This window comes from Sorangium sp. So ce296, from assembly GCF_051529605.1.
Taxonomy (GTDB): Bacteria; Myxococcota_A; Polyangia; order Polyangiales; family Polyangiaceae; genus Sorangium; species Sorangium cellulosum_D.
On the sequence record NZ_CP150325.1, the window covers coordinates 2,818,170 to 2,842,584 of the forward strand.

The 24,415-nt window shown below is 67.1% G+C and carries 19 protein-coding genes; 12 read left to right on the forward strand and 7 right to left on the reverse strand.

Going from position 1 to position 24,415, the window contains the following annotated elements; translation table 11 throughout:
* The first annotated feature begins 1,522 nt into the window (after positions 1 to 1,522).
* Positions 1,523 to 2,224 (forward strand): hypothetical protein, encoded by a 702-nt coding sequence (locus WME98_RS10680; RefSeq protein ID WP_434041334.1) that lies wholly within the window; start codon positions 1,523 to 1,525, stop codon positions 2,222 to 2,224.
* Positions 2,221 to 3,327 (forward strand): hypothetical protein, encoded by a 1,107-nt coding sequence (locus tag WME98_RS10685; protein WP_437951243.1) that lies wholly within the window; start codon positions 2,221 to 2,223, stop codon positions 3,325 to 3,327. Before WME98_RS10680 ends, WME98_RS10685 begins: the two co-directional genes overlap by 4 nt.
* A gap of 44 nt (positions 3,328 to 3,371) precedes the next feature.
* On the opposite strand, the gene WME98_RS10690 is transcribed toward WME98_RS10685, so the two are convergent.
* The 3 genes from WME98_RS10690 to WME98_RS10700 form a co-directional block, all read right to left on the reverse strand.
* A complete protein-coding gene (locus tag WME98_RS10690) occupies positions 3,372 to 4,901 on the reverse strand; it encodes a hypothetical protein (protein WP_437951244.1) in 1,530 nt (509 codons plus the stop codon).
* 38 nt (positions 4,902 to 4,939) lie between these two features.
* Positions 4,940 to 6,382 (reverse strand): hypothetical protein, encoded by a 1,443-nt coding sequence (locus WME98_RS10695; RefSeq protein ID WP_437951245.1) that lies wholly within the window; start codon positions 6,380 to 6,382, stop codon positions 4,940 to 4,942.
* A gap of 221 nt (positions 6,383 to 6,603) precedes the next feature.
* On the reverse strand, positions 6,604 to 7,752 hold the full coding sequence (locus tag WME98_RS10700) for a hypothetical protein (RefSeq protein ID WP_437951246.1): 1,149 nt from the start codon (positions 7,750 to 7,752) through the stop codon (positions 6,604 to 6,606).
* A gap of 264 nt (positions 7,753 to 8,016) precedes the next feature.
* Here WME98_RS10700 and WME98_RS10705 point away from each other — a divergent pair, with 264 nt between their 5' ends.
* The 8 genes from WME98_RS10705 to WME98_RS10740 all read left to right on the forward strand — a co-directional run bounded on the left by WME98_RS10705 (position 8,017) and on the right by WME98_RS10740 (position 18,012).
* Entirely contained in the window at positions 8,017 to 9,141 is a 1,125-nt protein-coding gene (locus WME98_RS10705) for a sigma-70 family RNA polymerase sigma factor (protein WP_437951247.1), read from the forward strand.
* A 120-nt stretch (positions 9,142 to 9,261) separates the two neighbouring features.
* A complete protein-coding gene (locus tag WME98_RS10710) occupies positions 9,262 to 10,146 on the forward strand; it encodes a helix-turn-helix transcriptional regulator (protein WP_437951248.1) in 885 nt (294 codons plus the stop codon).
* A gap of 56 nt (positions 10,147 to 10,202) precedes the next feature.
* Positions 10,203 to 10,763, forward strand: a complete 561-nt coding sequence (locus WME98_RS10715; protein WP_437951249.1) for a sigma-70 family RNA polymerase sigma factor — start codon at positions 10,203 to 10,205, stop codon at positions 10,761 to 10,763.
* Positions 10,760 to 10,960 carry a hypothetical protein gene (locus WME98_RS10720; protein ID WP_437635562.1) on the forward strand — a complete coding sequence of 67 codons (201 nt, stop codon included), beginning with the start codon at positions 10,760 to 10,762 and terminating at the stop codon, positions 10,958 to 10,960. Before WME98_RS10715 ends, WME98_RS10720 begins: the two co-directional genes overlap by 4 nt.
* Positions 10,961 to 12,415: 1,455 nt before the next feature.
* A complete protein-coding gene (locus tag WME98_RS10725; protein ID WP_437951250.1) occupies positions 12,416 to 12,823 on the forward strand; it encodes a hypothetical protein in 408 nt (135 codons plus the stop codon).
* Positions 12,824 to 14,580: 1,757 nt separating this feature from the next.
* The gene (locus WME98_RS10730; RefSeq protein ID WP_437951251.1) at positions 14,581 to 15,492 is read left to right on the forward strand and encodes a hypothetical protein; all 912 of its coding nucleotides are present in this window, start codon (positions 14,581 to 14,583) and stop codon (positions 15,490 to 15,492) included.
* A gap of 297 nt (positions 15,493 to 15,789) precedes the next feature.
* Positions 15,790 to 16,626, forward strand: a complete 837-nt coding sequence (locus WME98_RS10735) for a DUF6602 domain-containing protein (protein WP_437951252.1) — start codon at positions 15,790 to 15,792, stop codon at positions 16,624 to 16,626.
* A gap of 207 nt (positions 16,627 to 16,833) precedes the next feature.
* Complete coding sequence (locus WME98_RS10740; RefSeq protein ID WP_437951253.1) at positions 16,834 to 18,012, forward strand: putative sensor domain DACNV-containing protein; 1,179 nt, start codon at positions 16,834 to 16,836, stop codon at positions 18,010 to 18,012.
* A gap of 642 nt (positions 18,013 to 18,654) precedes the next feature.
* Here WME98_RS10740 and WME98_RS10745 read toward each other — a convergent pair.
* On the reverse strand, positions 18,655 to 20,349 hold the full coding sequence (locus WME98_RS10745) for a recombinase family protein (protein ID WP_437951254.1): 1,695 nt from the start codon (positions 20,347 to 20,349) through the stop codon (positions 18,655 to 18,657).
* Positions 20,350 to 20,473: 124 nt separating this feature from the next.
* Between WME98_RS10745 and WME98_RS10750 the strand changes: the two genes are divergently transcribed.
* On the forward strand, positions 20,474 to 20,944 hold the full coding sequence (locus WME98_RS10750) for a hypothetical protein (protein WP_437951255.1): 471 nt from the start codon (positions 20,474 to 20,476) through the stop codon (positions 20,942 to 20,944).
* On the opposite strand, the gene WME98_RS10755 is transcribed toward WME98_RS10750, so the two are convergent.
* The 3 genes from WME98_RS10755 to WME98_RS10765 form a co-directional block, all read right to left on the reverse strand.
* Positions 20,901 to 21,731: an EI24 domain-containing protein gene (locus WME98_RS10755; protein WP_437951256.1), complete on the reverse strand. Its 831-nt coding sequence runs from the start codon at positions 21,729 to 21,731 to the stop codon at positions 20,901 to 20,903. The genes WME98_RS10750 and WME98_RS10755 overlap by 44 nt on opposite strands.
* Positions 21,732 to 22,051: 320 nt before the next feature.
* Complete coding sequence (pssA, locus tag WME98_RS10760) at positions 22,052 to 23,008, reverse strand: CDP-diacylglycerol--serine O-phosphatidyltransferase (RefSeq protein WP_437951257.1); 957 nt, start codon at positions 23,006 to 23,008, stop codon at positions 22,052 to 22,054.
* 177 nt (positions 23,009 to 23,185) lie between these two features.
* On the reverse strand, positions 23,186 to 23,542 hold the full coding sequence (locus WME98_RS10765; protein ID WP_061629153.1) for an antibiotic biosynthesis monooxygenase family protein: 357 nt from the start codon (positions 23,540 to 23,542) through the stop codon (positions 23,186 to 23,188).
* 245 nt (positions 23,543 to 23,787) lie between these two features.
* Between WME98_RS10765 and WME98_RS10770 the strand changes: the two genes are divergently transcribed.
* The gene (locus WME98_RS10770; protein ID WP_437951258.1) at positions 23,788 to 24,354 is read left to right on the forward strand and encodes a DUF1003 domain-containing protein; all 567 of its coding nucleotides are present in this window, start codon (positions 23,788 to 23,790) and stop codon (positions 24,352 to 24,354) included.
* Positions 24,355 to 24,415 lie beyond the last annotated feature (61 nt).

A 24,415-nucleotide genomic window follows, 5' to 3' on the forward strand; every position in this document is an offset into this window, starting at 1 on the left:
CCGGCACAGGAGCTCCTCGCCGGCGCCGGCGCCGGTGGTCAACCGATGATGGCCATCACGAGGCCGCCAGCGGCGCACGCCTGAGGGATGGCCATCGCCCTCCTTGACTTCGACCGCGCACGGTCGCGATGGCCGTCAAGGAGCCTGCTCGACGAGCTATCAGCCAGCCTGAGCGTCAACAGGTGTCGGCGACGAGGAGCGCGGGCGCGAGCTCGGCGCGGCCCCTCTCCGCCGCTTCGGTCGTAGAGGTCGAAGCGCATGCCTGGAAGGACGGTGGCGCCGCAAAAGTCAAGCGGAATAGTCGCGGTCCTGCGGGTATCCGGGCGAGGGCCGTTCGTCAGCCAGTTGGTTGGCGAACACTCCCGCCGCGTAGCCGCCTGCGCACCTGCGCAACACCACCGCGGCGAAGCCCTCGAGCAGTGGCGGCGGCCGCGGGATGGTCAGGGCTGCGGGGCCTGCGGAGCCCTATCGGACGATCCGTAGCCGGTCTCGTGGGCGCCCGCCGATGGCGCCGCGACGTGCGGCGCTCGCGGCCGGCGCGGACGCGAGCGCGACGTCACGCGGCTCCAGGCGCGCGAGCGCTAGCGCGTCGTTGCTGATCGCGCAGGCCGCCGCCAGGCGCCGCGCTCGCGCCGTACGGCGCCCCGCGCGCGGCCGTCACAGCCACCCGTGCACGGCGCCGCGCTGGGTCGGGCTTGCAGCCGAACGGCGCCGCGCTGGGTCGGGCTTGCAGCCGACATCGTGCAGCCCAGGTCGTGTGGCCGGTAGCGCGCTCTCGCGGCGGCGTGGACAGGCAGCTGGCGCCAGCAGGCCGACACGCGCCGCAGCCGCGCAGGTCGCTGCGCGCTGGCGCACGCTCCGGACGGTACGAGCCCTGGCCCGTGTAGTGTTCTCGTCGAGATTCCGTTTGACGCCGATCCCGTGATCAGAAGAATGGGCCGCGTCGCCACGTTGCTCGCGTGTTTCGGACGACCGGGAGGGAGACGATGAGGACGACAGACCGGCAGATCTCATCGTCGGCAGTGTTCGCTCTCCTGCTAAGTGTCGTTCCGACGCAGGCAGACGCAGCCGAGCTGAGTGCCGGAATTGGCTTCGGGGGGATCCAGGCTGGCACCGTGACGCACCTGGCGGTGAGTCCGCACGCGGGAATATCGTGGCGCATCAACGGCAACATCCTATTCAATGTTCGCGATCTGCTCAGCGTCGTGCCTCCAATCCAGATAGGTGGGACCGGTGTCTACAATAGCGCCATCGCCGCTCTCGGATATGGCTGGAAGAATGGCGATTTCAGCGCTGGCCCATCCGTCGCGATCTACTTCATGCCGGCTTGCGGAAGCTCATTGTGTGGACACGTCGCCGGGATGGCAGTAGGCGCGCATGCGCAAACCAACGCGTACGTTGCAGGGCCGCTCGGCGTGTCGGTGAGCGCCAATGTGGATTGGGTCGGCGGGAGCAGTCTTGTGCTCCCAGGTTACGTGTCCGTGCTTGTCGTCGTCGGTCCTGTGCTTCGATGGAGTTTAAGATGAGCGCAAGAATATTTCTGCTGATGATTGCGGGTCTTGCCATCTGCATCCTAGCGGCATGCAACTGGACGGTAGGAGACTGCTATCCCCGCGAGGAGTGGGTGAAGGGTGAAGGCGCAGGTGGACCAGTCGGGCCGCCCGTTCCTGTCTACACCTCCGTCGCGTCGGGCGACTTCGGGGCGGAGCCGCCGGAAGGCGGCGAGCGCAAGATCCAGTGCAACAAGACGGAGGACGAAGAAGAAGAGGAGGAGGAAGAGGCGCGCCCGACACCGAGCCCGGAGAAGCCGGCAGATCCCTGCCAGCAGAGCGGCGCTCCGCAGATGGGGTGCACAGGTACTAAGCCGATTGACCCGCGGGCTTTCAAATTTGTTACGATCGTTGCCTACGATGGAACAGTGGCGGGCGGTTGGCAGGAGGCAAAGGCATATCTGGCTTTTGGCCACAATCGAGAGGGCGACGACGCGTGCATGGTTCACATCGGGATGCCATTGCAAAGCGAGATTTGGGGGAAGATCTCGGCGAAGAGAGCAGCCAGCATCAGCGCTGATGTGGCGAACTGGTCAGCGAATGAAGTATACAAAAAGGATGGAGGCGAGGATCTTCCTCCTGGTATATTCTGCAGGACGTTCAAATCTAGGATGATAGAGCAATTCGAGAGCGATTATTACAAACCCCTCGGCGCCAGGGTCCAGAATCCATGAGACACAGTCTCGATGAACTGCTAGGCATTGTGTACCGATACTACCCCCGTGGGGTTGGAATCACCGATGATGTCGACGAAGAGCTCATCCGCCAGACCGAAGAGCACGCCCGGCTCGTGGCCGCACGGATTCAGGCATCAAAGGACGAGCGATGGCATTCCATGCTGCGTCGCATAGGAGATCGCTTCCCTTGTATGCTCAGAAACCACTCGCTGCATCTCACTGCCGGTGGCTGCGATGGCTGCTATTCCTTCACGATTGACCTTCGAAGATCCACCGGTGAGCCGCTGTGGTTTCAAATAAGCTTCCTGGCTCCTTACTACATTATCCACAGATCGTGCACGTTCGAAATCGTGAAGGAGCCAAGGGACTCTTTCACGGTCTCTTTTCGGGGTATGCTATTCATCGTGTCTCGAAGCCCGCTCGATCCGTGGCTCGTCTCGAACCCGGACCATGACAGCCCAAGGACCGTCACCGTAACCCGGCGATACGTCGCCTTCGATCTGTCGCCCGACGAGCAGCCGTGCGCGGACTGGATCGCCCATGAGATTGAAGCAACCTTCGGTTGCGAGCGCATGCCGCCGGAGGTCGGAACCGTGCTCGTGCCGGATGTGGTACCAGGCGTGCGCCTTCCCGGTGAGGCCAGACTCTACGACTGCTTGTTTTCGGACCAGCACACATGGGTAAAGCCGTCGCCGTCCGAAGAGCCGGCTCCCCGCGCAAAGGTCGATGAGAGCAGCCTCACGGAACGGTTCGTTGCGGTGCTTACTGTGCTCCGGGCGCATCACCAGATTGGATGGACTCTCAGGTGGCCTGCGATGGTTCGAAGATTGCCGGAGTCAGAGCGACAGTCGGCAGCGGTTTTCTTGTCAGCGTCGACGGATGGCCTTCTGCACAAGGACAAGATGCTGGAGGAGCTTGCGCGCATGCGCCCGCACGACGAATCGCCGGAGACTCTCCGCGCCATGGCTGCCAAGCGTGAGCTCGAAGCGCTGGTCGCTTCGTGGGACGGTGAAGGCGAGCCGCCGGCCTCCATGGTCGCTTGGGCCTCCAGCTTCCTGGATAGCTGGCTCGTGGACTCGGATTCCGAAGCTACCTCGTAGTCGTCGTGGAGCTCTGCGCCGTCCTCGTCGGGACGTGAGTTCGGCTATTCGGGAAAGCGAAGCGTCTCGTGGGCCTCGCCGCTCTCTCCCACCGTCGTGCTGCCATCGTGGTTCCAGCTGGTGCCACCCTTGCCCGGCTGTCCGGTCTCGATGGTGACGCCCTCGAGCGTGAGCTGGTCCTCGTCGAGGTAGGCGATGCCGATCGAGTCGCCGCCGCGCCCTGGGCCGCCGTAGCCGCCGGGCCCACCGTCGCCTCCACGGCCGCCGAGACAGGAGTAAAACCCATCCCCCAGCGCTCCACCCCGTACGCCTCGGCCGCCTCGGCCGCCTCGCTGGGGTTCCCCGCCGTCGCCGCCCCTGCCGCCAAAGTCCGCCGTGATCTTGGTGTCGCGCACGGTCACCCGCGCGTTAAGCGCGAGGACGGCGATGGACGGCTGTCCGTTCGTTCCGCCGCGGCCTCCTCGGCCTCCGCAACCGCCGGCCCCTCCCGAGCCTCCTCCTGGGCCTCCCTTGGAGGCCACGTCGCACAGGGCGAGCCCGCCCCGACGACCGCCGCCCCCGCCGCCGCCCTGGCCCGGCGTGCCCCAGGTCCCTGCGCCCCCCGTGTCGCCCTCCCATCCTGTCTCGGTGAGGCGTCCGATACCCTTGCCGGGCGCGCCCTGCGTCCCCGGAGCCCCCGGGCCTCCCTTGGATCCGACGTAGCAACTGGCGTTGTCCTGCTCTGCGGTACCACCGCGTCCCGAGGGCGAAGCGTCGGCGGGCTCGCCGTCGCCTCCATCCTCGGCGCTGTCGGGCAGCCCATCTCCTCCCTTGCCGCCAACGCTCGTGAGCCCGCTCTCGCACTCGTTCACGACCGCAGGCCCGCCGGCAACGACGGTCGCCGAGCACGCGTCCCCACCGAAATTGCCATCCGGTCCGTCCGGTTGGCTGTACTGCCACGGCTCCCCGGCTGTGCCCCCATTTCCTCCGCGGGTGGAGATCTCGCTCCGCAGGATCTCCACCACCGTGTTGGACTGAATGAGCACGCCGACCTCGCCCGCCGAGCGGACGTAGAGATCGGCGAGCGTCGACACCCCGTCCGCGGCCCCCCTGTCCTCGGGGCCCGCGGGCTCGACGATCACCATGGGGCCGAAGACCGTCTTGTGAGAAAACGAGGACTGTGGGATTCGGGGGTCGCGATTCCATCGCCGGCAGTCGAAGCCTCCGAGGAGATCCACGCCGGAGGGCATCCTGATCTGAGTCACCTCGAATCCGTCGTTGCAGATGAACACGCGCCCTCGTCCAGCGCGCGCGAGCTCGACGGCGCGCTCGACGGTGAACACCGGCTTCGCCTTCGTGCCGGGGTTCCTGTCGTCGCCCCCACCCAAGGCTCCGGCGACGAACACGCCGCAACCGTCGTCGATGATATCGGCAGCGACGTGCTCGACGCAGACCGACTCCGGCGGCGGCTCGTCCACGCACGAGGTGCCTTCACAAGGCGTCACGCCAGCGTCGTTCACGCCGGGCGCAGTTCCGCAGCCGATCGCCCACGGAGACAGCAGAAGGACCAAGGTCGCTGCGGTGCTCTTGTTCATGTGCATCTCCTGACGTGCGCCGACCGCCACAGGGCGGTTCACTGAGGCGGCTCCGGGTCTGGCGCATCGAACCGGTACCAGAACACGTTAGTCCCGTCATGCCCCTGGCCGGAGCGGCTTTCCGGGGTTGCATTGCCGCCGAGCCCCCCGGTGCCGGGTTGTCCGGGCAAGACCGTCGCATGCGGCAAGATGGTCACGGAGGCGCCCACGGAGCCGATGCCGAGTGAGTGGCCACCGAGACCGCCGCCTGCATCGCCCCCGCGACCGCCATGGCCGCCAGAGCCGCCGTCGCATCCTCGCGACGTGTCGGTCACAAAAAGGCGTCCACCTCGGCCGCCGCCGACGCCAAAGCCTCCCCACTGGCCCGTTCCGCCGACCCCGCCATTGCCGCCCTTGGCCCCGAGGACCGTGCTGTCGTCATCGACCGTGAGGTCGCTCCCTTGCAAGGCCACGATCGCGATGCTCGCGCCGCCGTAGCCGCCCCCCTTGCCCCCCTTGCCCCCGCAGCCGCCGCTGCCGCCCGATCCGCCGGCCGCACCGCTCTGGGGTCGACCTGCCGGACACGCGTTCATGTCGTCGCGCCCCTTGCCGCCGCCGCCCCCGCCGCCGCCCTGACCGGCGCCGCCCTTCTCCCCGTCCTTCCCGCGGACGCCGACCCATCCGTCGAGGCCCAGACGACCAGGGCCAACCGCTCCGGCAGCGCGCTCCGCAGGGGCGCCGTCTGCTCCCCTCTCCCCATCCTTGCACGGCATGCTGGACGCGCCACCGCCAGCCAAGCCGCGATTGTCCGGCGTCCCGACCGGTTCCGGCGTTCCTGAAGTCCCGTCGCCGCCCGTCTCGCGGCCTCCATCGCCCCCCTGGCCACCCGTCGACTCGATGCCGTCGTCGCACACGGTCACGACTGGAAGGGCGCCCAGCGCCACGTCCGCGGTGCAGGCATCCACGCCGTTGTTCCCTACCACGCCGGCGCTCGCGCGGAAGCTCGGCGCGTCCTCGCCAGGCTCCCCATCCTTTCCGTCGCCTGCGAAGATCTCGCTCGCCCGCACGATTGCCCTGGCCCCAGGGCTCAGGAGCATCGCGATCGACGACTTGCCATCGCGCGCGGAGGCGTCGGCCGCCACGGCGCGCACGCCGAAGATCACCGATGTCGTGTCGTCCCTCGCGATGCGCCCATCGTCCCCCCCGAGGACCCGCACCGGGATCCCGACGGGAGGCGCGATGACGGTCAACGCGTGCTGCTCGTCGAGCGGCCCTCCGTAGGACCAGTCTCCGCCGGCACACAGACGACCGCCCCAGAGGTCGACACCCTGGGGGAGCGAGATGGCCTCCTCGAACAACCCGCCGCACGCGTACACGCGCCGGGTCGGCCGCTCGCCGTGGCCGCGCCCGTGCGCGGCGAGCCCGATCGCGTGTTGCAACGTCCTCACCGGCGCGCGCTTCGTTCCGGCGCTGTTGTCGTCGCCCTGCTCGCTGACGAACACCCCGCACTTGTCGAGCGCTGGCGCTGTGCCGGGCTCTCCCGCGCAGAGGTCGGGCGGAGGCTCCGGATCGGGAGCACACGCCAGCTTTGCCGAGCAATCATCGGGATACGCCGCGCAAGCTGTCAGCGTGCTAGCTCCCCCCACGCAGACAGCGAGAGCGGCGACCGACGTCACGGCGCTTCGGCCCGCCAGTGAACCCGTTCTCCCGGCCCCCCGCGCGTTCACCATACCCCCTCGATTCGCGCGCCGATCTCGCTCCCATTCGCCACGGGCGAGACCTCGACCCGATCCTGAGCCGGCTTGAATCGCAGGAAGGAGAAGTCCGTGAAGAACGACGCGGCGGTCACGGCACCGACGACACCGCCGGTGATCACCGCGGCCAGACCGGCGCGGCCGTGCATGTTGCGCGCGTCCAGCAGGCGCGCCAGCTCGCCACACGGCGAGCTCCGAGGCGCTTGCCAGCACATCGACGCGCTCGATGACGGCTCGCTTTGGAGCCGAGCTCGCCGGGCGCTCAGATCGTCGTCGAGCTTGCCCGCCCGGACCATGAGGATGGTGCCCACCGCCACGCCAGCCGTCGTGACGGCGATCCCCGTGATGCGCAGCGTCCCCGGCCAGGAGGCCCACGGGCTGGTAGCCTGCGCGCGCGCAGCGGGCAACGTGCGCAAGGGGGGCGGCGTCGCTGGCGCTGTATCCTTGGCGCTGCTGGCCTCGTTGGCGCTGCTCGCCACCGCAAGGGGGAGCAGCTCCAGCGTCATCTCGTGCTCCGCGCCCACCACGCTGCGGAAGCTCTGAAACGCCTCCGTGCGGCCCGGTGCGTGAGCCCGCACCATGACGTGTTGGCCCGGCTCGAAGAACAGCGTGTAGGTCCGCGCGGTCCTCCCGACGCGCTCGCCGCCGATGAGCACCTCGGCGTCGGGCGGATCGACCGAGAGCACGAGCGTGGCGACGCGCTTCACTGCCTCGCGGTGGCCTGCCTCGAATCGCCGCTCGAGCGCGTCCGGCAGCGCTTCGCGCTGTTCGAGGCTCTTGGCAAGGTGCTCGGCCGCATCGCGGTACTTGTGCAACGCGACCTCGCAGAGGCCGAGCTCGCCGGCGATCTCCGCCCGCTCTCGCTCGGTACTGGTCGTCGGGACTGCGGCCTCGAAAGCGGCCTTGTAGGCAGCGTATGCCTCCGTCCACCGCCCGGCATTGCGCGCTCTCTGACCACGGCGAACATGGTCTTTCACCGACGAGTTTTCGCGCGCGCGCGGTCTCGCCTGTGGGGCGGAGATCGGCGGCGCAGGCAGACTACGGGAAGCCTGTTGCGCCCTTGAGGGGCCATCATTGGCGCTGGCCGAGGTCGGGAAACCTGTTGCGACCCCGAGCATGAGAGAAATCGAGAGCGAATGCGCAATGCAACGCATCCGGTGACGGTACTTCCGCCGGCCGTTCGGCGTCAACCGGCGGGGGCCGCGACTCGTCGGCCGTTTGGGCGAGAATCGGTGGCCGTATGACGGAATGAGCTCGGCCGTCCTGATAAGACCGCTCGTGTGTATACAAAGGTGGCATATTGGCGCACGTTGGCCGACCAAAAATCGCTCGTTGGTTCTTTTCTCTGAAGCATCGGGGGCGGCTCAAGTGTGCTGCTAACCGTGGACAAGCCCGCGACCGTCGCCCCCGGCTTCGAGCTCTTCCGACGCCTCGCCCGGCGCCACGGTGTGCCGGCGCGAAACGTCGAGGATGTCGCCCAGGAGGCGCTGCTGCGGGGCCTGCAGGCCGACAAGCGCATCGAGCCGGGGGGAGACCCAGGCCCGTACCACGTCACGATCGCCATCAACCAAGCGCGCAATCACGTCCGTGACGCACACCGCCGCGGCGAGGTGCTGACATCGTTCGATGGGTGCGAGATCCAAGATGAGTGCCCCACGCCGGAAGAGCTGCTCCGGAGACGGCAGCGGGAAGAGATCGCGCGGCAGCTTCTGGACCGACTCGATCCCAAGTACCGAGATGTCTTCATCAAGCACGACCTCCAAGGGGTTCCGCTCGCCGAGATCGCGGCCGAGCAGGGACTTCCGCTGGACACGGTGAGAACGCGACACTGGCGGGCGCGCAAGGCGCTCAGGGTCCAGCGGGAGCGGTGGCAGGAGCGACAGCGCTCTCAGGGATGGGACGACAGCGCCTGCGTGCCGCTTGCACTGGGCTTCCGCCGTCGCGCGTCGTGGGTGGCCTCGCTGCGCCGTCTGGGCCTGAGGATCCTGGTCCAGGCCGGGCTCGTTGTGCTGACCGGCGCGCTCGTCTCCTCCGCGACATCGTTGCCCGACCCGGAATCGTGGCTCGGGGCGGCTGCGGTCCCTGCCACCCCGCACGCTGCGCAGGAGGCTGGCGCGTTCCCTGCGCGAGACGGCGCGCCCAGCGCCGCGACGCCCACCGGCGGAGAACGCGAGCACAGCGCGGCGCCACCGGCCGCGCCGATCGCGCGCGAGATCTCGTCGCCGAAGCCGAAGGAGCAAGGGGGCGCGCACGGGCAGGCGGTGGCGAGCAGCAGGCCCGCTCCCTCGTCGACGACCGAGCGCCGGCCCGCGTCTTCGGCGAGCGCCGTTCGACCGACCCGCAGCGAGCGCGAGATGAGCCTGATCACCCAGGCCCGGAGGGCCGTCGAGGCCCGCAATGCGACGGCGAATGTCGAGGCTCTCCGGCTGCTGAACGCCCACGCGCGGGAGTTCCCCCGTGGGCGGCTGGTCGCCGAGCGCGAAGCGCTCCTCCGGCAGCTTCGCTGAATCCTCGGCTGTCCTTCGGCAGCTAGCAGGCGGGGACCCTGGTGACGTCTTCGGACGGCACAAGGCGGAGATCCGCCTTGCGTCCCGACACGAACGATCACGTCCAGGAGACGAAACGCGATGAATACGATGGAGGATCTACTTGGTGCGATGTGGCTCATCTCGCCGCTCGGGCTCGCGATGATAGCCTGCGTCGCGATCGGCTACGCGGTCACCGCGCGCGAAGCGCTGGGACGGGAGCGGGGGCTTCGCGAGGCGCGCGAGCTCGCTCACGATGACGAGGAGGCCGCCCTCACCGATGCGATGGAGCAGGCAGCGGGGGAGCGAGACCGATACCGGCGCCTTCTGGACTGTCACGTCGATGCGGTGCTCGTCGCGCTGACAGACGTCCGCGCGCGCCCCGTCCCCTCGCCAGGAAGGGTCCTCGAGTCGTGCTGCGCGACGATGCCTTCGTGGAGGAGGAAGCTGGCCGAGAGCACGGGGTTGGAGCCGACGGAGGTGGAGCGGCTCCTGAGGAGCGACCTGCCGATGACGCCCGGCCTTGCCCGGCAGCTCGAGGCCTTCACCGGCACGCCTGCTCGGTACTGGGAGCGCCTGTGGCGGCTACACGACGACCGTCGAGCGGACGCAGAGGAGACCGTGATGATGCAGGTCGGCGAGCCCGTCACCAAGCGCGAGAGCGCGGCACCTCGCGCGGAGTCGGCGCCGCTGACTCCGCCGACAATACCTCCTCGCGCGCTCGATGTTCCTCCGCCTGTTGTGCCGTCTCCCGAGCTTGCGGCCAGGAGCCCGCGGGCGAAGCTACCGCCGCCTCCACTGCCGCGGCTTCGGTCGCCGCTCCCTGTCCGCGCCGCCGTGGGGGACGAGCTCGCCCGGCGCGCGGGGACGCTGACGAGCTTCCCGCTACAGCGTGACGAAGGGGGGGCGAGCTCTGCCGACGGGTCCGAGGAGGCCGAGCGCTCTCCTCTGAACAAGACATTTCCGGGAGTAGGGAGCCATGGGTGAGCGTGGCCGTGCGTCGCGTTCACCATAGGGGGCGATCGCCCAAGGGGGGTAAGGCCATGGATCGTCCGAACGAAGGCAAGCGCGCTGAGGCGTACGCGCGCTTGTTTTGCCCGATGTTGGTTCGCTCAGTGCTGCGGTGGTTGGAGAGGCTGGGGGTCCCACGGTGCCACCGTGGCGACGTCGCGGGCCAAGTCTGGGTCAATGTCTGCGAGAGCTGGCACAGGTTCGATCCGAAGCTCGGCAGGCCGGAGCGCTGGTTGAACACCATCACCGTACACGTTGCCGCGCACTACCACGAACGTGCGCAGCACCGCAGGGAGGAGCTGGTCGATCTGATCGAGGTGCTTGATCCGGCGCCGGATGCTGCTGCTGTGATGGAGTCCGACAACGTCAGGGCCAGCACCATCGATGCAGTGAATGAGCTCGTTCCGGAGCTGCGATTTGTTCTCGTGGCACACGACCTGAACGGAGTTCCGATGGCCCAGGTAGCCCAAGACGCAGGGGTGCCTCTCTCCACGATATACAAGCGACGCACAAGGGCCATCGGCGCGCTACGAGACATCATCAGGTGTCGGGAAGCCGGGGAGTCCTTCACGCGGAGAGCGTGGCTGCAATGAGCGCCAAGGGGCTGGTTGTTCACTTTCGGCGTGACTTGGATGACCATGAGGCGGAGCGAATGATCGACGCTCTTATGATGATCAAAGGCGTCGTCAAGGTGTCACCCGTCGAGGCCGGTTACGAGGACGACCTGAACCGGCAGCGGGTCAGGCGAGATCTGCTCGACAAGATGCGCGCGCTTCTGGGCGAAGAATAGGCGTCGAACTCGGCGTTGGCGGACCGGGGTTCGAGGCCGTCAGCGTCGGCCGGTCACCGCGCCCGCCGACCCGTGCGGCACCCTCTGGTTCCACGTCTTCCACGTCGCGGCGCCTGCGACGTCGGCCGGCGCCCCCATGGTCTCGTGCTCGATGGACGTGCGCAGGGCCCCAATGTCGCGCCCGCGTTCAACGTCGCCGTGCGCCGCCTGGATCGGCATACCTGGACGTCCGCGCCCCATCGCCGGGTCTGGCCGGTCTGACGTGAAGGCCACCGCTGTCGCTCGGTCTCCCACGCATGGCGGGCGCGGATAGCGTGAGCGGCATCACAGCGGCGCACGACGACCGCCCCGGGGCGGGCCCGCTGCTGTGGCGACGTCCGCCGGCTGCGCGTCTGGAACGGGACGATGTCGCCGTACGTGACCGTTCAGCGCGCGGGCGGCTCGTCGGAGCGCGTTGTGGGACAGGTCGCGGTCACGGCGCGCCGACGGCCGAACACCGGGGCGCTGCGCACGATGTCGCCTGTGCAGCAGCGTCGCCTGCCGGCGCGGTCCGACGACCGCCCTTCTGGAGCCGCTGACGGCGCAAGGGTAGCTGCTCCTGCCATGTCGAACCTCCCTTGTTGTGGTGTTTCGGGTTCGGGGCCGAGCCTGAACGAGTGCCCGCCAGGAGGCCCTAAATGGTAATTCTGACGATCCGGTAAGTCGCCGCGAGTTACCGGGATCTGCTCTGCCGGGGAAGCCGCTCTGGTGACGCGCAGTTAGCCCGTTTCGAGGGAGCGCCAGGGAGCCCGATTTTGGGGGGGCGCGAAGGGGTCGATTTGGTAATTCTGCGCGGGGTCGGCTGAGGGGCTCTGGCGAGCCGGCCACCTCCGTTTTGTCGCATACATATGCGACAGGGCGGCGCACGGCGGGCACGACCGCGGCGCATCCCAAGCGGCGCGGCGCGAGCTGGTCCCGGCGGACGCCGGGGCGGCCTGGGCCTGGAGCCGAGCACGTGGCGGGGCGCGAGCTCAGCGCGTGGGGCCGGAGAGCTCGTCCAGGCAGAGGGCTGGCGCAACGCGGAGCTCGTCCAGGCGGACGCCGGCGCGGCCGGCCGCGGCGCCGGGCGAGCTGGCCCCGCGCGACGGCCGGACCGTGGGATCGCCGGCGGGGTCACCCCGCACACCGCGGTCACGTGATCAAGTCCCAGCGGATGCCAGTCAGGTCACGGTGTCACGTGAGACCCGGCGTCCTGTTGGTCGCACGCTACATCACACTTTAATGCCGTCGCCCTCGCATGGTGCCGACTCTTGTACTCTGCTTTAACGCTCTTTAAGGTTGAGCGAAAAATGAAGGCTTCGCTGTGGCAGGTCTGTGGCTCCGTGCTTTTGTAGGCGCATGAGCTCGCGGCGCTGGTACGAGCTTGCGTGCGGAGTTGTCCGCGCGCCGAGCCACGTCCTCGAAGAGTGTTTTCAGATGAACAAGCAGACCCGGTGCCACCTACGCGCGATTGCACGGCTGCACCCCGAGATCGGCAACCTGTGCGATCAGCTTGAGGCGCCCTGGAACGCCGTGCGAAGGATCGCGCACGCACCGGGTGCCGCGGCGCAGTGGGACCGCGCGGAGCAGGTGCTCGGTGAGCTTGTCGAGAAGCGCCGAACGACGGCGCCGCGCCGGTCGAGGCTGGAGGCTGCGCGCCTGGAGGCGCTGAAGCGAATGGGACCGCCGATGGAGGGGGGCGGAAAACTTGCAAGCAGCCTGCGAGCCGCGTGGGAGGCGGCGGAGCGCGGTACGCCCGCGGTCCCAGGCCCACGACCGGGCGATCGGCATGCTCGCCTGCGGTGCAGCGCTGCCCGGCGGGAAGCGCGCCAGTCGAGCACATGAAGCGGCGTCGCGTTGGCCTTTTGCTGCGTAGCTCTCCCGTTGTTGCCGATCAGCCGGGAGCGCCGGAATATGACGAGGCACAGCGATCATTCCGGAGCGCGTGGGGCGCCGCTCCATCGAGCACAGCAGCGTGCCACCGTGCTCGCGTCGGGCAAGGTCGCCCCCTCGCGGTACTCGCCGTGCTCGCCGCGACGCGGCTGCGCGCGGCTCCGTGCCGCTCGGCGGCTCTCTTGCCCTCGCTGCGCTCGGCGGCGGTGACGCTCCGCGGGCGATGGGCGGAGGGATGCCTCCGACGGGGGCTCCATGCTCGGGATGCAGCAGGACTTCGTCAGAATTCCGCGTTTCTACGTGATCGTTCACACCCGTGCGTGCCTATCTCGCCCCGCTCGCCGATCCTATTCCCCCTCGTCGGCTACCGCCGCGGGTACGCGCACCTTCTTGCCGGCCGCCGGGCGTGCAGCTCGCGGGCCTGGGCGTGCAGGTCAAGGAGTGCTGTCGCGGCGCCGGTACGGCGCAGCGCTCGGCCCGATGGACGACGCCGACGGCGCAACGCTCGCCGACGTCCGTCTCGATCCTGTGCGACGGCGTCGCCGCTCGCCCGGGGTGGACGATGGTGGGGCCGTGCTCACGCTCGAGGATCTCGATACCGGCGAGGCGTGGAGCGGCGCCCCGACCGGCGGGCCGCGCCGTCTGTTCCCTGGCGCCATGAACGACGCCAGCGTGATGGCGTCGTTCATGGCGTCCGTCGCGACGCTGCGGCCGCTCCGCGGTTCGACCAGGCCGCGGCGCCGAGGTCCGCGCTCGAGGACCATCCCGGCGACATCGTCGACCTCGACCAGGTGGACGGCGACGGCCTCGAGTTCGCGCGGCTTTTCTCCCTCCCGGAGATGATCCCGCTGGCCGAGGGGCGCCCCCGCGGCGCGCCCGTGCCGCTCCGCCCTCAGCGGCAATGTAGCCGAGCTCGACCGGGTGGAGGGCCATAGCTCCAAGCTCGCCGACGTGCGCCTCGACCGCCTCGGCCGCGCTGCCGCGGAGGGAAGCCGCCGAGCTCGCCACGAGCTCCTCGTCGGGCCGCGCGACCCGAGCTTGGCCAGGTTGCGTATTCCCACGGACGTGACGGCTAGTTCCGGAGCGACGCGACGGCCCGGTCCGGTGTGACGTGGACCGGAACGCAGCAACGAGCGCGGTCAGGTCTTCGTCTCGGTCACCTCGGGAGCCACCGCCTTCCTCTTCCGCATCGACCCGCCGCGGAGCGTCACCAGGTGCGCGTTGTCGACGACGGTCGCCGACGCAGGCCGCCGCCGCGATGTCCGCTCGGCTGCGCTTGCACTCGAACTTGAGCCGCAAAATCTCTCAAACCTTACGCATCTATAGCCGCTCCAACATCGCGCCCATGTACGCGATGAGGCTGCGACCGCGAGCGCCGCCTGCGGGCCGTCACCTCCCTCGGAACGGCTCGTCAAGTGCGTCGGAACGGACCGTCGGGTGTGTCGGAACCCCCCGTCGGGTGGCCCGCGCTCGGAACCGGCCATCACGTCGGCCCGGAACACGCACTATGGCGCTGGACAGCATCTGGGCCTTGCAGCGCAGAGCCGATCTATGAGATTTTTCGCGAAGGAGTTTACAAAAGGCGACGATGTAGACAGACCTGGTCCGGCGGTTTCGGTTGGGTAATCGACTGATAGTTGGGCAAGCACGTTGACGGTCGACACGCGCGAATATCACCGTAACAGTTGTGCATCTGAAGAGGAGTGGCTGTGAAACCTAAAGAGTTAGGCGTACTGAACCCGGCCGGCGCAGGATCGATCGACTCGATGAGAGTGCTCACTGACGCCGAGGTCAAAGCCATCGCCGAGGCGAACGAAGGACTGGTGCAATTCCAGTTTATGGAACAGCTTTTTTCCATTGTCGCACTGAGCCGCGATGCGTTCAGCGACTTCACCAATTCATCTTTCGATCAATATATACAAGACACCAGTGCATCGATACTCGGAATGATGCCGCGGAGCACCAGGGCGCGCAAGCTCACGTTGCTCGCTAATATGTACCTCCTAAACTTTCTCACGGCGATGCGTACTTATTTGGACCACGTGGAGACCAGGATTAAGCGCTGGTACGGCGACAAGTCGCCGGAGGTGGCCCAGTTCAAGAGGGCTGTATCAAAGCAGTACGACACGACCGACTCCTATGCGTTCGTGTGGAAGCTCAGGAATTATTCGCAGCACTGCGGAATGCCAATCGGCGGAATTGTACTGAGTGCATCGATCGTTCCTGGTGAACAGGTATTCGGTACGCTAGTCGACGGCTCGGGTTTGAGGGCGCTGCGTGTGTACTGCAATCGAGACGATCTGCTGCGTGAGTTCGATTCGTGGGGAGCTAAGGTGAAATCATATCTCGCTGCTCAAGACCAGGAGATTGAGGTCACTGTTCACGTTAATAACGCATTCGCCAGTCTCTGCATCATTCACGAAGAGGTTGCCGCACAGACGAGAAAGATCGCAAGGGAGCACGCTAAGACGCTGAATAGATTTGTTGCGGAAGTTCGCGCCACTTGGCCCGACTGTGATCCTGTTCTCATGCAGCAGAGCGAGACCAACCCAAAGTGCTATACTATCCACGGATTCATGCTGGACGAGATCTCGCTTTTGCTGTCGGGGGCGACGACATGATGCTGTCGCTCGAGCGTCCGCGTGACTCTTCCGCTCGGGCGACACTTCCCGATGGAATGTGTAGCGCAGCCCAACTCGGGTTTGGTGACCGACGAGCGGGGGCGCGCAGCGCACCCGCTCGCGGTACTCGCGGTACAAACCTAGTGTTCGACGGGCCGATGCGCCCCACGACAGTCAAGGTGAGGTTGAAATGCGAAGCACCGGTGAGTGCATTCCTCCCGATTCTATGGCCGGGGTGGACTGGACACCAGCATGCTTCACCTTCCGAATATAACCGAGACTCGAGAGGCGTCCGTAATGGCTTCACACTTCAGGGACATCAATCGTGCCTTGTCGCGCCTGTTGACGGAGCAAGCACGCGCCATCGGCGTGTTTGATCACCCTACCGCCAAGGGCGACGGAAGAGCGGACCTCCTTAGGCGCTTCCTTGCTGAGCGCGTAGGGACAACCTTTGGCGTCTCGAAAGCCGAGGTAGTGGACAGCAACGGGGGTACCTCTGGTGAGTTGGACGTTGTGATCTTCGAACAGAGCGTCGCATCCTGTCTGAACGTACACGGAGGACGCCGCATCGTTCGAGCCGAGGCCGTCGCAGTGACCATCGAAGTCAAATCGAATTTTCAAGCCTCGGGCTGGGCAGTGGAGCATGGCAGAGTCCGCCATGGGATTGGCAGCCTGCGGAGGTATTATCGACCAGCGCCCCTGCTCGATGTGCTTCGAGCCCCGATGCCCCCTGATAGCTGGGTGGAATCAGAAGCCACCTTCCGCAGCGGCCTGAGTACCCTTGAAGATCACCTTGGCATTCCCGCAGTGGTTTCCGCTTACTTCGGTTTCGACGGGCCGAGCGAAGAAGCGATCAGGTGTTTCGTTGAGACGCCTTTGCTGGATGCAGTGTGCGTACTAGGAAAGTATACCGTAGCCAAGAAGCGGCCTGGATTCACGAAGGGCGCGAACGGAACGGAAGACGCTCTCGGGCACGTCTGGGGTCGCGGCGATGATGCATTGGGTGCATTCCTGCAGGTCATTGAGGTAGCATTGGCTAATGTCCTCGCCGCGCGAGCTTTTGTGCACCCACGGCTGCGGTACTATCTACCACCGGGGGCGGACCCTACGAGCGAGTCGGATGCGGGCACATGATCGCGGGGAACATGCCAGTTGTGGCCGAGGCACGTGTGTCCTCTACTGGCGCGACAGACGCCACCGAACTCTGTGTTGACCCGGCGGGGGGTACCCCCATCGGCGGGTCAACACAGAGTTCGGCGGACGGGTTCCTTAGCAAGGACCCAGCCTCCGAGCGGCACAGCGAACGACGTCCAAACAGCATTGAGCGGAGCCCGATGAGCCATGAACTCCGACGCTGAAATTGTCGAGCAGGCGTGCGCGCGCATACCTGCCGGAGCTTCGAATTTGACCGGCTGGGCTCGAGATGTTCTTGACGCCCTCGTCCCGATCGTCATGCAGGCCAGCTTAACGAGGGAGGAGTCTAACTACATCCAGTTCAGCTTGGCGATCGTACAATTCCCTGCCGAGTACGCATGGGACGGGTATCTCTTCGATGGTTCCGTTGAATGCACGCCTTCATCGCTTCTAAAGCTCGCCGGACTCACGACCGCTGGCGAGACCTATCTCATTGCCAGAAAATTCAAAAATAGAATGTTTGTTGTTGGAGTCGGGCGACCGCAGTCCTTTTTTGGCGTTAGAATGGATCATGATATTGCCTCGAGAATGACGGCACACGAATATGCATTCGTTGCTGCGACCGTGCTTGGTCCCGGCACTGTGCTGCTCGAGGGGTTTTCTACAGAGTTGGCCTTTCTTTTTGAAGGCCAATTGCAGCCTGTTGCCGACGTTATCCAAGGCGACAGTGTTCGGTTTATCAATAATTATCTTAAGTCGAAAAATGTGTTGTTGAAGTACGAGGGCTTTCCGCCGGCGCCGATCGAAGCGCTGCGACCGATCGCCGGCCTTCGCGTCATCGAAAGAATAATCAGGGGGGCCTGGTTTGCGGGTCGTGGCGGGCTACTTGCATTCTCGGTCATCAGGGGGCGTTGGCCGCGGTCTGCTGCTCCCGCCGCATATTGGCTCACCAAAACTGTGTCACTGCTCGATCTGTCTCTAGACGTGATCGTTGCGCAGAACGAGCGAATCACGAGTCAGACTGCTGGATCTATTCTTGATTTGCTGAATACTGAGAGAGTGTTCGATCAGAACGTATCTAACGCAGTGCGCGCATCCACGTTGGATGGAGCGGTGTTGTTCGACAATGGTATGCGGCTCTGCGCGTTTGGCGCGAAGCTGAGGCCGCCGCCGCTAAAAGATTTGATGATTCGGCACGCGAGCGGTGGGCCACCGTTGAATCTCAAGACCAAAGGTACGCGGCACCTTTCGGCGGCGAGTTGGGTTGCTGCGGGTCGGTCTAGGATGGCCATTGTGATTTCACAAGATCGATTGGTACGCATTTTTGAGCGCGATGCGGACGGCAGGCTTGTGTACGTGAGTGTGCGTCCGAGGCTGTTTGATTAGCGTTTCTATTGGAGAAGAGCGTGGGTGCGAGTGATCGGGCGACATTGCGTCGCAACGCTCGGGGCGTAGTGGTAGGAAATCCGTGAGATACGGGCGATCCAGAGGCCGTTTCCGTGTAATCGATGACCGCTGTTCATGATCCGTATAGGCGTCCGATTCATGGCAGGATACGTCGAGCCAGAGGGACACCTGGCGTATGCGAGCCGCCGAACAAGGCGCTGGTACCGCAGGTCAAGGGCGGTGCAGCCGGCTGGCGCGGCGAGCGCCCTCGACCTGCGCGAGCACTCCCGGATGATGACTGAGCGATGGGTCGAGTTCATCGATTTTTCTTCACCGGGTTTCCGCGGAAATACGAGCCCACCAACACATCGGCGAGTTCGGGGCCGTCGAGGTCTTCAAGCGCGGCGCCCGGCGGTCGAGTCCTCGGAGGGCCGGCTCATCGCCGGCGCTGGTGCTGAGGCTCTGAAGCGCAAGCTGCGGCACCGAAAGGAACGGTGGAGCGAAGAGGTCGAGCAGCAGCGCCAGGCCATCGCGCAACAGGGGCGAGCTTGCGAGCGCCGAGAGGAACCAGCCGAGCAGGGGAGCAGGGGACGCGCCGCGTCGATGCTCACGCGCCCCCTCCAAGGGGTTGACGCGCAGCGGTCAACCCCGCGAACGTTGGACCGGGGTGGAGGCACGTTCCGGCGGGCCGAGGTAGTCACGCGCAGACATTGACGGCGAGGGCAGCGCAGCGACGATCGGGGACGGCGAGGCGACCGGCGATGGTGCGGGCAGCGCAGCGACGGCCGGCGCAGGGCGGAGCGCTGGCAACTCTTGCGCTCCATGCGCCGCTGATATCTGCGATGGATCGCGCCACGTGATCCTGATCTGCTTGTCCTTCGTCGCCTCGACTTTCGAGCAGAACGCGCGGATCAGCGCTCGCTGGATGTCCACATGCAGGATGCTCCACTCGTCGACTATCTGCTGGACGTAGGCATGCGCGTGCTTTCTAGTCTCGACCGTGTCGTTTCCCACCGTTTCTTTGAACTCGGCTTCCTTCGCCTCGATTGCTGCAAGCGAGTCATCCAGGCGATTCAGTTCTACCTTCACGTCCTCGACCGTGAAGAGCCCCTTCGCAACGAATTCCACGACGCGCTGTCGCGCGATCTTGATCTCCCGCCGCTGGGCGGCGAAATCGGGCTTCTCAATCTGGCGCGGCGGCCTGGTAAGCGAGGTGAGTAGCGAGCGAGCAAACGCCAGGAATTGCTCTCCCACAGCGGCGTCCGCGTCCGGCTGACGGAGGTATGCGGAGGACTTGCACCGCACGCCCTTCTCCTTCTGCTCAACATGGCCGCGGCAGACGTAGTAGCCTACCTTGTGTCGGCCGCTGCGTGATGGCGGAATCGCGGCGACGCTGCCGCCGCATTCCGCGCAGCGGCAGATGCTTCGCAGCAAGTGGTTCGCCGTCGCAGACTCGGCCTGTGGCTTTCTCCCGCGGCGCCGGTCTCTCAGTGCAAGCTGGACGTTGTTGAAGGTCTCATCATCGACGATCGCCTCGTGGGCGGGGACCCATTCCGCCGGAAGCTGCACGGCGCCGCGTGTGGCCTTCGGCCGCACGGCGGTCTTTGCAATACGGCCCGTGTAGACGCGGTTTCGCAGAGCGACCACCACCCAGGCGCGTCCGAAGGCTTTGATGTTGCCGTACTCCTGGCGAAGCCGCTTCGCGATCTCAAACACGCTACAACCTTCCAGCGAGAGCGCAAACATGCGGCGCACCACCGCGGCGTGCTCCGGAACGACGCGGAGCGGCAGCGGCGTCTTCGTTCCTTTGGGCTTCGGCTGGCGTTCGTAGCCGAACGGCGGCTGCCCCTCGACGAAGTACCCCTGGACGCGCAGGTGCTTGCGCCCCCCTTCGGTCCGCTCCTTGATCCGGCGGCGCTCCTGTTCCGCGCCGACCGCCCAGTTGGCCAGCGTGTCCTCTGCCATCGGCGAGCGCGAATCGAAGCCCTTGTCAATGGCGACGAACACGGCGCCCTTGCGCATGATCTGCCGGACGTTCTTCACGATGAAGACCACGTCGCGGCCGAAGCGATCGATGTCCGTCACGATGACCATGTCGCCGCGGCGGACGTCGGCCAGGAGCGCGGCGACCTTCTTCCTGTTCGCTTCGTTCTCCTCGCCGCCGCTCTCGACTTCCGGAAACAGGATCGGCTCCGGCAGCGAGTGGAGCCGGCAGTAGTTGCCGATCTTCTCGGTCTGGGCGTCCAGGGAGACGCCCGCGATTTCCTGCTCCCTCGTTGACACGCGCGGGTAGCCGAGGGTCCGACGGATCGCGGTGTTGGGGGTTGCGTCTTTCATTTGTTGCGCCTGTCCAAAAGGTTGATCCTACTCCGGCCGGCCAAGCTGAGCAAAACGCCGGTTTCAGCCGGAATTTCTGCCTCTCCTGCGTCTACCAAAAGCTCCGCAGCTCTGGAAGAGCGGCGTGCTGGCCCTCTTGGGCGAGGAGGCGGCGCGTTCGGACGAGCTGCTCGCGGACCTCGCCCAGCGCGAGATCGTGGCGCGGCGGGGCGAGCATCGCTTCGCAGGGGAGGAGGAATACGCGTTTCAGCACGCGCTGGTCCGGCAGGCAGCCTACGCGATGCTCGTGGATCGCGACCGTCAGGTCGGCCACGGGCTCGCCGGGGCCTGGCTCGAACGCGCGGGTGAGCCGGATCCTGTCGTGCTCGCCGAGCACTTCGAGCGAGGTGCGGTCCGAGGGAAGGCGGCTCTCTGGCACGCGAGGGCGGCGGAGCGCGCGCTGCGGAGTCTGAATCTGGCGCCGGCGCTCTCCTCTGCGCGGCGCGGGCTCTCGATGGCGCCGGAGGGGGAGCTCTCGCCGGAGCTGTGGGTGCCCCGATCGTCGCCCGAGCTCAGCGCGGCGCTCGCTTCGTGCCCTCCCACCGTTCCAGCGTGACGACGAGTCGAGCCGCCCCGAGGATGCCGGCCGGGAGCACGATGAGCAGCGAGCAAGGCAGGAACGAGAGCAGCGCGAGGCCAAATCCGAAGCCCATCACCGCGGCGAGGTTCCGGCGCACGAACTCGATCCGCGCCGCTACGGGCACGCCGCGGATCGACAGCGGGCAGTCGCAGAGGTCCCAGGCCCCCGCGAGCGCCGTCACCGCGAGCTGAAGCGGGACGACGACGACGCTCGCCGGCGCGAAGAGGAAACCCACGACGCCGAGGACGATGAGGATCGGGAGCGTGAAGGCGAGCGCCACGAGCGACGACTGCAGCGCGCGCCACATGTCCGCGAAGAAGCCGACCCCCGGCCACGCGGGCGCCCCGAGGTCGGCCTCGGCCCTGCGCACCATCCGCTCCAGCGCGGGCCCCGAGAGCGGCTTCGCGAGCCCGAACGAGATGGCGAGCGCGGCCACGAGCACCACCGCGAGCGACAGGAGCCGCAGCACGGCCATGAGCACGGTCCAGAGCCCCCCCGTCCCCGGCTCCTTCACGATCAGCTCGACGAGCGACGGCGCGACCCTCACGCCGACGATGGAGAGCACGATCGTGAGCACGAGCGCGATGCCCGTGGGGACGAGCGCGAGCGGCCAGAGGTCCGGCGTGCGAAAGAGATACCCGTAGCCGCCCAGCATGGCCTTGAGGCCCGCGCCGAAGCCGGGGCGTTCGAGCGGCACGAGCCCCGCGGGCGGGCTCTGCGCGAGCGCGGCGGGAGAGCCGAGGGGAGCATCGGGGGTGATCATTCGACGACGAACGTCCCAGCGGTTGGGCATCCGGTCAACGCCTTCCGCGCGCGAGCCTCGACTTGGACGCTCCTTGTGCCTCGCGGCGGTAGTGCTCGAATTTGCCCGGAGAGAGTTCACATGAAGGCGGGAAGGCAGGAAGATCATTGATCTTTTCTTCCCGCCTCCCCGCCTTCATGTTCAATTCTGAGCACTGCCCTCGCGCCCACCCTCGCTTTCGCGCATCCGCGGGGTTTCAGGGGTCCGCGGCGCCTCCGGCGACCCGTATGAAAGCGCGCGGAGCCTTCGGAACCAGGCCGCTCCGCGCCGCCCGGCGACCCTCAGCGCCCGCGTCGAGACGAAAGCCGCTCCTCCCCGCCCAGGGGACACGCCTCGAGGGCGGCGGCGGGCTCGCCCGGCGCGCCCCCGCGCCGCGCCGGAGGGCGCCAGAGCGACTCGACCACCCCGAGCAGGACGTAGGCGCCGATCAGCCAGACAAGGACGTACCCCGGCGCCCATCGGGCCGAGATGAGCGCGCTCGAGCCGATGACGAGCGCGATCGACAGCGCGGTGCGGGCGTCGAGGCGGACGTCCTTGAACGAGCGGAACCGCAGGGTCGACACCATCAGGAGCGAGAGGAGCAGCGTCGTCGCGAGGACCGCCGGCGCGGCGCCGGCCCCGGCGAGCTGCCCGTCCGCGGCGCCGTGGGTCATGACGATCGCGACCAGGATCCCGGCCGCTCCGGTGACGGGGAGGCCGACGACGTACCGCGGCGGCGCCGACGAACAGGCCGCCTCGGCGAGGGAGAGGACGTTGAAGCGAGCGAGCCGGATCGCGCCGCACGCCGCGAACACGAACCCGCCGAGCACGCCGGCGAGGCCGAGGCGGTGGAGCGCCCACTGGTGCACGAGCACGGCCGGGGCCACGCCGAACGAGACGAGATCGGCCAGCGCGTCGAGCTCCCGCCCGAACGCGCTGTCGGTCCTGGTCGCCCGCGCGACGCGGCCGTCGAGCGCGTCGAGGAGCATCGCGAGGAGGATGAGGCTCGCGGCGCGCCGGAAATCGTCGTCCGACCGCGCGGCGGCCGAGCGCCGTACCGCGTCGAGGCCGCAGAAGATGGATGACAGCGTGATCAGGTTGGGGAGGAGAAACAGCGCCTTCCCCGGGGCCCGCGGCGGCCGCCGCCGCGCCGCCTCGACGCGCGGCCGCTCGGGCCCCGCGCCCCGGCCTGGCCGTGGGCCCGGGGGGCGCCAGCGCGCGACGCCGGCGTCCCGTCTTCCTGGAGTGAGTGCTGACATGATGGGCGAGGCTTTCCAGGCCCCGCCTGGCCGCGCGGCCCCTGGCCCGCGGCCCGACGGGCCCGCTCGCCCGGCCTCGTAGTACACGAGGCCACGCGCCTTCAAGCCGGGAGCGCGCGCCTCGCACGCACGGCGCCCCCGCGCGCGGAAGGCGCCCCCGGCCCGCGCCGAGGATCGCTAGCCCTGCAGATCGGTGCTGAGGAACACCTCGTGGATATCGAGCTTGCTCGGGCCCGCGAACATCTCCTTCGGCGCGCGGTTCCGGTGCGCCTCCGCGAAGGCGGGGCTCCTCGTCCAGGCGATGAAGTCGTCCATCGACCGCCACCAGGTCTTGACCTCGTAGAACCCCTGCGCGTCCGGGTCCGGGCTCCACGCGCCCGTCGCGTGGTCCAGCTTCATCGGCTTGGGCCGGTGCACCTCGTTCCGGATGAAGCCGGGCGCGCGGTCGACCAGGTGCACCCGGTTCTTGAAGCGGTCCTCGAACTCGGCCTCGTGGCCCTCGGCGACGGGAATGCGGTTGGTGACGACGATCATGGCTCCTCCTTGCTGGTGCCCCGGGACCCGCCCCGGCGCGGGCGACGGCGAGCTTAGCAGCGCGCCCGCCCGGCCGGGACCGCGCCGCGCACGTTGCCCCCGTTCGCTGCAGATAATCTTAGAATTTCTCAGAGCTCATCGTAATGCGGTCGATAACACGCGACCGGTCACGTCCGGGCGGCAGCTCCGACGAAAACGGATTGACAAGTCCGCCTTTCGGAGCCCTCATCCCGGGAGGTCCGTTCATGAACGATTCCGAGACGGCTCGCGGCGCCCGATCAGCAGCGGGGCTCGATCGCTCCGAGATGGAGGGCGTGGTGCGCCGGAACATCCAGGCGCTCCTGCAGGTCCGGAAGGAGAGCGAGCGCAACAAGGGCTTCCAGGAGGCCCTCGCCGACGCGATCACCAAGTTCACGGGGAGCATGACGTTCGTCTTCCTCCACGCCACCGTCTTCGGGGGCTGGATCGTGGTGAACACGGGCGTCATCCCCGGCCTCAGGCCGTTCGACCCGTTTCCGTTCGTGATGCTCGCGATGATCGCGTCGGTCGAGGCGATCTTCCTCTCGACCTTCGTGCTCATCAGCCAGAACCGCATGCAGGCGCTCGCCGACAAACGCGCCGATCTCGACCTCCAGATCAACCTCCTGGCAGAGCACGAGGTCACCCGGCTCATCGAGCTCGTCGACGGCATCTCCAGGCACCTCAAGGTGACCCGGACCAGCGACCCGCACCTCGAGGAGCTCAAGAAAGATGTCCACCCCGAGGTGGTGCTGGAGGAGATCGAGCGCGCGCAGCGGGATATAACGGAGTAGTCAATACGGACTCTCCCTAGAGGAGCACCGGCTTCGCCTGATCCCACGGTGAGGTGGCGTA